General features: G+C 75.6%; 2 protein-coding genes. Both read right to left on the reverse strand.

Annotated elements, in window-relative coordinates; all coding sequences use genetic code 11:
• Positions 1-1,920 (reverse strand): ComEC/Rec2 family competence protein (locus AOK23_RS32945; RefSeq protein ID WP_240496675.1); only part of this gene is annotated, 1,920 nt, incomplete at its 3' end.
• A gap of 515 nt (positions 1,921-2,435) precedes the next feature.
• Positions 2,436-2,647 (reverse strand): ComEA family DNA-binding protein (locus AOK23_RS32950; protein WP_169800359.1); only part of this gene is annotated, 212 nt, incomplete at its 5' end.

The following is a 2,647-nucleotide window of genomic DNA, read 5'->3' on the forward strand; positions in this document are numbered from 1 at the left end:
GCCACAGCACCCGCCACGCGAGGCCCCCGGAACGCCGTTCCTGTGCCCCCGCAGCACCCCCGGCAACCCGGCCACATGGTCGGCGTGGAAGTGGGTGAGCACCACGAGAGGGATCTCGGTGATGCCGAGGGCGGTCAGGCAGCGGTCCACCAGCACGGGGTCGGGGCCGGCGTCCACGACCACCCCTCTGCCGTCGCCCGCCGCCAACACGGTCGCGTCGCCCTGCCCGACGTCGCACATCACGAACCGCCAGCCGGGCGGCGGCCATCCCGTGATCACTCTCGTCAGGGGCGGCGGCTGCACCACGGCCAGCAGGAACACCACCAGGCAGGCCCCCACCAGCCACGGACGGCCCACCAATCGCCGCCCGACGAACACCGCCACCACCGTGACGAGGGCCAGCAGGGCCGCGCCGGTCCAGCTGCCCGGCCAGTCCACCCCCGCCCCCGGCAGGGACGCCCCCGTGCGCGCGATGTCCGCGATCCACCCGGCGGGCCAACTCGCGCACCAGGCGATGCACTCGGCGACGGGCATCGCGATCGGCGCCGCCGCCAGCGTGGCGAACCCCAGCACCGTCGCCGGCGCCACAGCGAACTCCGCCAGCAGATTGCACGGCACCGCCACCAGGCTCACCTTCGCCGACAGCACCACCACGACCGGCGCGCACACCGCCTGCGCGGCGCCCGCCGCCGCCAGCGCCTCTGCCGGGCGGGGCGGCACCCGACGCCGCTGGAGCGCCGCGCTCCACCGCGGGGCGAGCAGGAGCAGCGCCCCGGTCGCCAGGACGGACAGCAGGAAGCCGTAACTCCGGGCGAGCCACGGGTCGTACAGCACCAGCAGCAGCACGGCCGTCGCCAGCGCGGGCACGAGCGATCTGCGGCGTCCCGTCACGATGGCCAGCAGCGCGATCGACCCGCAGGCCGCCGCCCGCACCACGCTCGGCTCCGGCCTGCACACGATCACGAAGCCGAGCGTCAGCGCACCGCCGACCAGCGCGGTCGCCCGCAGCGGAATCCCCAGCCGGGGGGCGAGCCCCCGCCGCTCCGCCCGCTGGGCGAGCCCCGGCGGGCCGATGAACAGGGCCAGCAGGATCGTGAAGTTGGCGCCGCTGACCGCCAGGAGATGAGTGAGGTCGGTCGCCTTGAACGCTTCGTCCAACTCGGCCGGGACCCGCGAGGTGTCGCCCACGACGAACCCCGGCAACAACGCCCGCGCATCCCCGTCCAGCCCGTCCGTCGCCTCGCGCAGCCCCTCCCGCAACCGCCCCGCGAACCGCTGCGCCGCGCTCGCCTCCTCCACCACCTCCGGGGACCCGCCCCCTCGCACCCGCAGCACCGCCGCGACCCGGTCTCCGCCGACCAGGGCCGGTACGGCCTGCGCGGCCACCCGCACCCGCGTCGACGGCAGCAGCGTGAGCCACGGCGATCGGCCTCTTTCTCCCGCCGACGACCGCCGTTCCGTGTCGACGATCACCAGCACCGGCGTCCGTGTGTCCACGACCGCCCCGTCCGGCCCCTTCACCCTGCGAACCTCGGCCTGGAGGAGCACGGCCGTCGGGGTGGCGTGGTTGCCGTTGATCCGCGGGCGGGTGAGCCGGGGGTCGGACGTCAGCTCGACCTCAGCGGTGACCGGCGCGTACCGCTCGGCCAGCCGTGGAACCGGGCCACGCCGCAGATCCGCCCCGTGCAGCCCGGCGGAGACAGCCGAGGCGGCGACACAGAGCAGCACGGCGGCCACGGACACCTTCGCTCCTACGGAGTAGGACGACAGGAGGGCCGGGCCCCGGCTCACCAGCGGCTCAGCGCCCACGTGCAGCTCCGGGCCGCGCCTCGGCTCCGGGCACGCCTGTGGGTCCGGGCCCACCTGGGACTCCGGGCCGCCCACCTGGAGCTCCGGCGTCACTCGGGGTTCCGGCCTCATGCGAGGCTGCCGCCCGGCCCAAGGTTCCGACCTCACGGGTGGCTGCCGCCCGATCCGAGCGTCTGACCCCACGCGAGGCTGCCGCCCGATCCGAGCGTCCGGCCTCACACGTGGCTGCCGCCCGATCCGAGCGTCCGGCCTCACACGTGGCTGCCGCCCGGCCCGAGGTTCCGGCCTGACACGTGGCTGCTGCCCGGCCCGCGACGCCCGCCCCCGCCCTCGGTGGGCCACGAGCAGCCCGATCCCCACGACCAGGCTGACCACGACCACGCCGATGACCCAGCCGGTCGAGGCGTGCACCATCAGCGCCGCCGTCCCCCACGCCGCCAGCGCCGGTGGTACGAGACGCAGGTCCGTCGGGCCCTCCTGTCTCGGATGGGCGACGCCGAGCCGGTGCTCGGAGGCCGCGTGCACGGCCGGACGGCGCGGAGCGGCCCGCACCACCCCGGTACGCGACTCGACACGCGCCCCGCCCCGCGCCTCGGCGGGCACCGGCGCCCCTGTCTCCGGCGCGCTCATGGCCGTACGAGGTTCCGCAGGTCGGCGAAGCGGCGGTCACCGATGCCGTTCACCTCGCGCAGTTCGTCGACGGAGCGAAAGCCGCCGTGTTCGGTGCGGTAGGCGATGATGTGCTGCGCGAGGACGGGACCCACTCCGGGCAGCGTGTCGAGTTGCTCCGCGGTGGCGGTGTCGAGCAACACCGCCGCCGCGGAGCAACTCGACACGC

The sequence above is a fragment of the Streptomyces torulosus genome (assembly GCF_001419765.1).
Classification (GTDB): Bacteria; Actinomycetota; Actinomycetes; order Streptomycetales; family Streptomycetaceae; genus Streptomyces; species Streptomyces torulosus.